Here is a 7,402-nt window from a genome sequence, read left to right on the forward strand (position 1 = left end):
CAGACAAAGGTGCACCTCATCGGTGCCCAGGGCTTCGAGAAGCTCGGCTTGCTCGGCGATCTGCTGGGTATTGAATGCGGAGCGCCCAATAGAGTCCACGAAGATAAGATCGTAGCTGGCGTAGCGCTCCAGGGCGCTGCGGATATCCTCTGGGGCATAGACGCGGGTCATCGGCACTTCCAGCAGACGGGCATAGGCTTCGAGCTGCTCCAGAGCACCGATCCGGTAGGTATCAATGGTGATCAGAGCGATCCGCTTACGCTCCTGTCGCGATGCGGCGGCGGCTAGCTTGGCCAGGGTCGTGGTCTTGCCCACACCCGTCGAGCCGATCAGGCAGATCACGGTGGGGCGACCTTGCTTGAGCTGGATCGAGCTGGTGTGCAGCTCACCACGGAGCCGCTCCAGAAAAAGCTCGGGGCTCTCTTGGTCAAACTGCTCCAAGTTAAACTTGGGCTGTGGGCTCAGTGTGGAGTGGGAGAGCTGCGTGCGCAGCTGAGCCATCTCGTGGCGAAGCTGTGAGAACTCCTCGTGCCAGTTGTCGGGCATCTGTGCCTGAGCGGCTGCTGAGGTGCGTTTTAGCGGCGGGGGCGGCGCGACGGCCACCTCGGCGATAAGCTCCTCGGGCTGCTCTGTGTCCCGCTCGATGTTGATGTTATCGTCTAAGTTTACCAGTGGCAGGCGAGCGGTGCTCGGTGCTGTTATGCCACCCTGAGCACCGTCTACTGCTGCTAAGACTTCCACGCGCTGACGCCGTAGGACGCCCGGAGTACGGATACTGCGCGTCTGTAAAATAACCGCGTCCTCACCCAGGGCTTGCTGCACTTTGGCAAGCGCCTCACGGGTGCTGTCTCCCTCAAACCGTTGAATTTTCATCGTTCCCTATCACCATTCCCAGAGATTCAACCGCAACACCTGAAGTAATCTCGGCATAGGAAAGCACGATGAGCGTGGGCACGCTTCGCTCGATTAACGGGCGTATCGCACTTCTAAGCCGAGGCGCGCACATGAGTAGCGGGACGTGTCCTGCTGCTGCCATACGCTCTGCCTGTCGGCGGATCGCTATCCCAAGACGCTCCTGGGTAGCCGGATCCAGTGTGATCTGCGTGCCGACGTCGCTGCGTCGGAAGTTATCCATCAATATCTGCTCCACAGAGGGATGCAGTGTCATGCAGTACAGGCGACCATCGGCCTCCACGTACTGGTGTGTCAGCTGGCGTGCTAGACGAAACCGAACATGCTCGGCTAGGACCTCGGGATCGCGCGTGCTCGTCGCAGCGTCCGTCAGTGCCTCTAGGATCGTCGCCAGGTCTCTTATCGAGACACGATCTCGCAGCAGAATCTGCAAGACCTTCTGTACCTGACCCAGTGTCATCAAACCTGGAATCAGCTCGTCGGCCACCGCGGGTGCGGCACGACGGACATTTTCCACCAGGGACTGAGTATCTTGACGGCTCAGGATTTCGGAGGCGTACCGCCGAAGCTGTTCCATCAAATGCGTTACCAGTATATTTATCGGGTCAACGACCGTATAACCAGAGACCTCCGCCATCATTCTTTGATTTGCGGCGATCCAGACCGCGGGAACACCGAAGGCCGGGTCTTGCGTGGGGGTTCCGGGTAGCGGCTGAACCTCGCCGCCGCCCTCTAGTGCGAGGAACTGGCCGGGCATCAGCTCGCTGCCGCCGATTTCCTGGCCGCGTAGCCGAATGGTGTACTGGTTACCCCGCAGGCGGACATTGTCGCGCACTCGGATTGGGGGGACGATTAGCCCTAGCTCGGAGGCGATCTGGCGGCGTGCGGCAGTGACACGCTCCAGGAGATCACCGCCCTGCTTGGGATCGGCCAGGCAGACCAGCGCGTAGCCCAGCTCGACTTCCAGCGGGTCAACCGTCAGCAAATCGTTGAGGTTCTCCGGGGCCTTCGGTGCGGGTGGCGGTGGCGGCGGTGGGGCGTTACGCTGAAGCTGAACTCGGTAGCCGTAGTAGGCCACAGCGCCCGCTAGCAGAGCGAAGGGGATTTTGGGCAGGCCTGGTGCAAGTCCCAGAAAGAACAGCGATCCCGCCGAGATATAGATGGCGTGAGGGTGGGCCATCACCTGCTTGCCCAGCTCCATGCTCAAGTTCGTCTCACTGGCGGAGCGGGTTACCAGGAGGCCCGATGCGGCGGAGATCAGGAGCGCGGGAACCTGCGTGACAATTCCCTCACCAACCGTCAAAATGGTGTAGGTTTGCAAGGCGGCGCTCAGGTCTAGCCCTCGCTGGAGCATTCCCACTCCAAATCCGCCCAGAATGTTGATGACGATCATCACCACGGAGGCGATTGCATCACCACGGACAAACTTACTGGCACCGTCCATGGCACCGTAGAAATCCGCCTCTCGGGAGACATCTTGTCGGCGCTGGCGGGCCGTGAGCTCATCAATGGCACCAGAGTTCAGCTCGGCATCAATGGCCATCTGCTTGCCGGGCATGGCGTCTAGGGTAAAGCGCGCCGCCACTTCCGCGACGCGGCCTGCACCACTGGTGATCACCACGAACTGGATGACCACTAAAACAATGAAGATCACAATCCCCACGACGAAGTTGCCACCAATAACAAATGTCCCAAATGCCGAGATCACCGCGCCCGCGTGGCCGGTTCCTAGAATAAGACGCGTCGCGGAGACATTCAGCGCGAGCCGGAAGAGTGTCACGAGGAGCAGGAGCGAGGGGAAACTGGAGAACTCAAGCGACTTTTTGATATAAAAAGTCATCATCAAGATGCCCAGTGCTAGGGTGATATTGAGCGCCAGGAAAACATCCAGCGCCCAGTGGGGGAGGGGGACAACCAGCATCAAGATAATGCTGACGGCGGCCATTGCGCCGCCGCCCTCATTGAAGAAGCTACGTCCGGCTTTGGTAATTCCAGCTCGGGTGAGAACGATGGCCACTTAGCGTATCTCGCTTTCGGTTTCAGTAGAAGATTGGGACTCAGAAGAGGGGGGATCTGTCGGGAACGCAGTCGTGGTGAGCGGCTGAGGGCTGAGCGGCACGCTTCCCATTCGCCAGAGCAGAGCGAGCACCTCGGCGACGGCGCGGTAGAGATCCGCAGGGATCTCATCGCCCAGCTCCGCCTGAGCAAAGAGGGCACGCGCCAGGGGCGGGTTCTCCAGCACGGGCACGTGGTTTTTACGGGCGATCTCTCGGATACGCAGCGCGATTCGATCCTGCCCCTTGGCGATAACGCGCGGGGCACCCGGCTGGCCGGGCTTGTAGACAAGGGCGACGGCGAAGTGGGTGGGGTTGGTGATCACGACGGTCGCCTTGGGCACCTCGGACATCATGCGGCGGCGTGAAAACTCGCGCTGGCGCTGGCGGATACGCTGACGGATTTCGGGGTTTCCCTCGGCATCTCGCATCTCGTCTTTGACTTCCTGCTTGGTCATCTTCATGGACTTCTCATGCTGGTAGCGCTGCCAGGCATAGTCTAGCACTGCTATGCTAAAGAGCGTCCCCACCATCTTCATGCCCAGCGCGTGGGTCATCTTGCCCACCTCGCCTGCGATCTCCGTGGGGTTGGTGAGCACGAGGCGTAGGCAGTCTTCTGCATGCTTAGAGAGATAGTCCCAGCCCGCATAGCCGACCAGCGCCACTTTAATCAGCCCCTTGAAGATCTCTAAAAAAGCGCGCGATGTGAAGAGACGCTTAAGACCCTGGAGCGGATCTATCCGGCTGCCCTTGGCTTCCAGTAGCTTGGGAGTGAAGGAGAGCCCGACCTGGAGAATATTAACGGCTACCCCGAGCCCCATTGCGGTCAGCATGGGGGTCATGGTGAGCTGGCCAATATTGCGGAAGAGATCCCCCGCCATCTCCCCGAGCTTCTCGGGGCCCGCTTTGGTGGGCATCACGGCGAAGCACTTCATAAAAAAGCTAGTCAGGGTACTGCCGATCTGGGGGAGACTGGCGGGAGTACCGACAAACAGACCAAGCAAGACAACACTACTGACCAGATCGGCGCTACGGGCGACCTGGCCGTCTTCACGCGCTTTCTTACGCTTCTTGGGTGTGGCTGGCTCTGTTTTTTCGTCTGACATTGCCTTAACCCTTCATAATCTTAAGCGCGGCGACGAGTACCGACCCAAAGTCGGAGAAGATAAGAGCGAGGGCATTTCCCATGGATGGAAGCGCAACCCCGAGCGCCACAACGGCGAGAACTGCCTTGAGGGGCAGGCTGAGCATCAAAACATTGAACTGGGGCAGAGCACGGTTGACAATACTGAGCGCCAGCTCCGTCATGAAGAGTGTCACGCCCACCGGCGCTGCAATCTGAATGGCAAGCCAGAGGGTGCGGCTCAGAAAACCAAACCAGTCGTCAATGCCGCCCATCCCAATCACCAGGGCACCAGGAGGGCTGATACGGAAACTCTCCGCCGTGGCCTGAAGAATAACTGCATGGCCATTCACGCTCAGAAAGATCATCCCGGCGAGAATGTACTTAAGGTTTCCCAGAGGGCCGCCCCCTGCCTGGAACATGGGGTTGAAGAGCTGTGCCATCTGGAAGCCCGACTGGACATCCAGCCACTCACCGGCCATCTGCACGCAGGAGAACATCAAGGACGCGATCCAGCCCAGTGCCAGACCGATCATAAACTCCTTGCCCAATCCCACTGCCAGGAGCGGAAGATTGCTGATCGAGGTAGGAGGGAACAGGGGCGTGAGTATCAGGCTGAAGATGGTCGCTAAGCCCACCCGAACCGGTGTTGGAACACTATGGCTGGAGAGCAGAGGTGCGGCGAACAGAACGCCACCCAGCCGCGCAAAGATCAGTAGCGCGGTGAGGAATCGTCCTTGGGTAATCTCAAGCCAGAAGGAAAGCTCCATGATTTTAGTTGCTATCTCTGAAGAACACTGGGCAGATCAATCAAAATGCTACGCCCGTACTCGACCAATTTCGTGATCATCCAGCCGCCGGTGAGCGCGAGAGCGCCCAGCAGTGCACCCACTTTGGGAACGAACGAGAGCGACTGCTCTTGAATCTGAGTGGCTGCCTGGAAGACACTGATCGCGGTGCCAACCATAAGGGCGGCCATGATGACCGGCATGACCACCTGGGTGGCAGTCCAGAGGCACTGCTGGATGTAGGTATAGGCTTGGGCTTGACTCATGGGGTGTTTTAGGTGTCTTTCTTGCTAGAAGCTTAGTGAGAGGGCACGTGCTAGCAAGTGCCAGCCGTCAATGAGCACGAAGAGCAAAATCTTAAAGGGCAGAGCGATCTGCATCGGCGGAACCATCATCATTCCCATACTCATCAGGATCATACTGACTATTAAGTCTATGACGAGAAAGGGAAGCATGATGATAAAACCCATCATGAAGGCTGTCTTGAGCTCGCTGATCACAAAAGCGGGAATAATCACATAGGTCGGGACATCACGCACCGTGGACGGGCGCTTGATGCGGCTCATCTCCACAAAGAGCGAGAGATCCGCCTCACGCGTCTGACGGAGCATGAAGCTGCGGATCGGAGGGACAGCTTTCTCGACCGCCTGGTCCGCCGTGATTTGTTTTGCGAGATAGGGTTGGAGGGCGCTGGTGTTCATGTCCGCTAGGGTGGGCTGCATCGTAAAGAAAGTCAGACACAAAGCGAGGCCCATCAGCACCTGGTTAGGGGGAAGCTGCTGCGTACCAATTGCGGAGCGGGTGAGCCCTAGGACAATAACAATTCGGGTAAACGATGTCATCATCATCAGGATGCCCGGTGCCACTGCCAGCACCGTGAGCATTCCCAGGATCTGGAGTGACTGTCCCATCTCCTGGGGCTGGTTCACGGCGGGGAGCTTGATGCCGACCGGGATGCCCATCGCGGCACCACTGCCGCTGGGAGCCTGCGCGAAAGCCAGCCCCAGCGAGCCCAGAAGGCAGAGGGCGCACAGAAGCGCCCTCCCCCCGAGCGTTCGCCCGTGTCCCGAGATCATCTGCCGTCTCCCGCCGAGGTTGTTGAGGCGGCGCGGAAGAGGGAGCTACCACGGCTCGATTTTGCCAGGAGGCGCTCTTCCTCATCTTCGTCGAGCTCCGCGATGGTGCGGGTAGGGCGTGATTGCTGCACACGGTACTCGCTCGGCATGCTCGGCTCTTCTTGAGCCCGCAAGCGGTCTAGGATACCGGCGAAGCGATCCTCAACGGCCACGGGGCGTGGTGTGCGAATTGCAGGCTCTGGTGAGGGCTTTACTCGCTCACCTCGGGCCTCTAGCTCCTTCAGCGCCTCGGTTAGCGGGGCGGGCAGAGCAGTGGCGCTGCTAGAAGCCAGGGCGGTGCCTCCCTTGCTGAGATCGGTGATTAGGTTCAGGTTCTGCGGCGATGCGCCAACGAGCAGGGTGCGCTCGGCGTAGCGGACGACATAGAGAACCTGCTGCGGGTTGAGATGAAGCTTCTCCATAACGAGAAGGCGGCTCTCGTTGCGCTCGGCAGTCCCACTCTTCTTGATGCCCACGCCACGGCGGCGCAGCTTGTTCCAGCCCAGCGCGGAGATCAGCATGAGGCCGATGACTCCGCCAAGCTTGACTCCCAGATCCTGGATCATCGCTTTGGTATTGGGGGTATCATTGGCAGGAGCGATATAGCCAGTAATTGGCTGCGCCTCGGGGTCGGTAGACTTCTTAACTTCCTGTGCGGGGCTGGCGGTAGTGGTTGGCGCGGCACCCGCTCCTGCTGTGGGAGCTGCCACCGGAACGGCAGTTGTGGTCGTTGCTGTCGGGGCGGGCGTCGTGACGGCAGGCTTTACCGCGGTGGGAGCCGGGGCCGGAGCAGGAGCGGGCGTCGTCGCGGCAGGCTTCACGGCTACCGGAGCGGCGGTCTGAGCGTGTGTTGCCGTGGAGGCGGCAAGTAAAAATGTCAGAGAGAGAGTGGCAAGAGACAGAGATTTCATGATCGTAAACCTTTCTAAAAACAAGTCCATAAGTTAGCGTTGTGTAGGCAGAGGAGTGCCCAGCTCTGTGATGCGCACACCGAAGTGCTCACCAATGACGACGATCTCACCACGGGCAATGCAGTGCCCATTCACGAGAATATCCACGGGTTCACTGGCGCTGCGCTGAAGCTCAACCAGTGCGCCAGGAGCCAAAAGCATCACTTGACGGACCGGCATCTCGACGCGGCCTATCTCGGCGCTGACAGTTAGGCGAACATCCAGAAGATACTCCGGGGTATGCCCAAAGGGAGCTGCACCACTATGGTTAATAGTCTCGTGCTCCTGGTGTGCTTTTGGCTCCGTGTGCGCCTTGGTGGTCTTGGCCATCGCTGGGGAGGAAGCTTGCTCTGTGCGAGTCGCTTCCGTCAGGGGCTCCTGAGTTAACAGGGTACTCATCCGTTTCCTTTCTCCTTAGGCCCGGAGACAATCTCCAGAACCACGTTCTGCCCTGCCAGAC

General features: G+C 59.4%; 8 protein-coding genes. All 8 read right to left on the reverse strand.

The window, feature by feature from the left end; all coding sequences use genetic code 11:
* On the reverse strand, window positions 1–873 hold an 873-nt coding region (locus ACH2EH_RS26095), incomplete at its 3' end, for a hypothetical protein (protein WP_395146352.1).
* Complete coding sequence (gene flhA / locus ACH2EH_RS26100) at window positions 854–2,929, reverse strand: flagellar biosynthesis protein FlhA (RefSeq protein ID WP_395146353.1); 2,076 nt, start codon at window positions 2,927–2,929, stop codon at window positions 854–856. The genes ACH2EH_RS26095 and flhA, both read right to left, overlap by 20 nt.
* Entirely contained in the window at window positions 2,930–4,072 is a 1,143-nt protein-coding gene (flhB, locus tag ACH2EH_RS26105) for a flagellar biosynthesis protein FlhB (RefSeq protein ID WP_395146354.1), read from the reverse strand.
* Window positions 4,073–4,076: 4 nt separating this feature from the next.
* Complete coding sequence (locus ACH2EH_RS26110) at window positions 4,077–4,859, reverse strand: flagellar biosynthetic protein FliR (RefSeq protein ID WP_395146355.1); 783 nt, start codon at window positions 4,857–4,859, stop codon at window positions 4,077–4,079.
* 11 nt (window positions 4,860–4,870) lie between these two features.
* Window positions 4,871–5,143 (reverse strand): flagellar biosynthetic protein FliQ, encoded by a 273-nt coding sequence (locus tag ACH2EH_RS26115; RefSeq protein ID WP_309694522.1) that lies wholly within the window; start codon window positions 5,141–5,143, stop codon window positions 4,871–4,873.
* 24 nt (window positions 5,144–5,167) lie between these two features.
* Window positions 5,168–5,953 carry a flagellar type III secretion system pore protein FliP gene (gene fliP / locus ACH2EH_RS26120; RefSeq protein WP_395146356.1) on the reverse strand — a complete coding sequence of 262 codons (786 nt, stop codon included), beginning with the start codon at window positions 5,951–5,953 and terminating at the stop codon, window positions 5,168–5,170.
* Window positions 5,950–6,903, reverse strand: coding sequence for a flagellar biosynthetic protein FliO (locus ACH2EH_RS26125; protein ID WP_395146357.1), 954 nt, complete (start codon window positions 6,901–6,903; stop codon window positions 5,950–5,952). The genes fliP and ACH2EH_RS26125 overlap by 4 nt, the downstream gene beginning before the upstream one ends.
* A gap of 33 nt (window positions 6,904–6,936) precedes the next feature.
* Window positions 6,937–7,341, reverse strand: a complete 405-nt coding sequence (fliN, locus tag ACH2EH_RS26130) for a flagellar motor switch protein FliN (RefSeq protein ID WP_309694516.1) — start codon at window positions 7,339–7,341, stop codon at window positions 6,937–6,939.
* Between the last annotated feature and the right edge of the window lie 61 nt (window positions 7,342–7,402).

Source organism: Armatimonas sp. (genome assembly GCF_043760365.1).
Classification (GTDB): Bacteria; Armatimonadota; Armatimonadia; order Armatimonadales; family Armatimonadaceae; genus Armatimonas.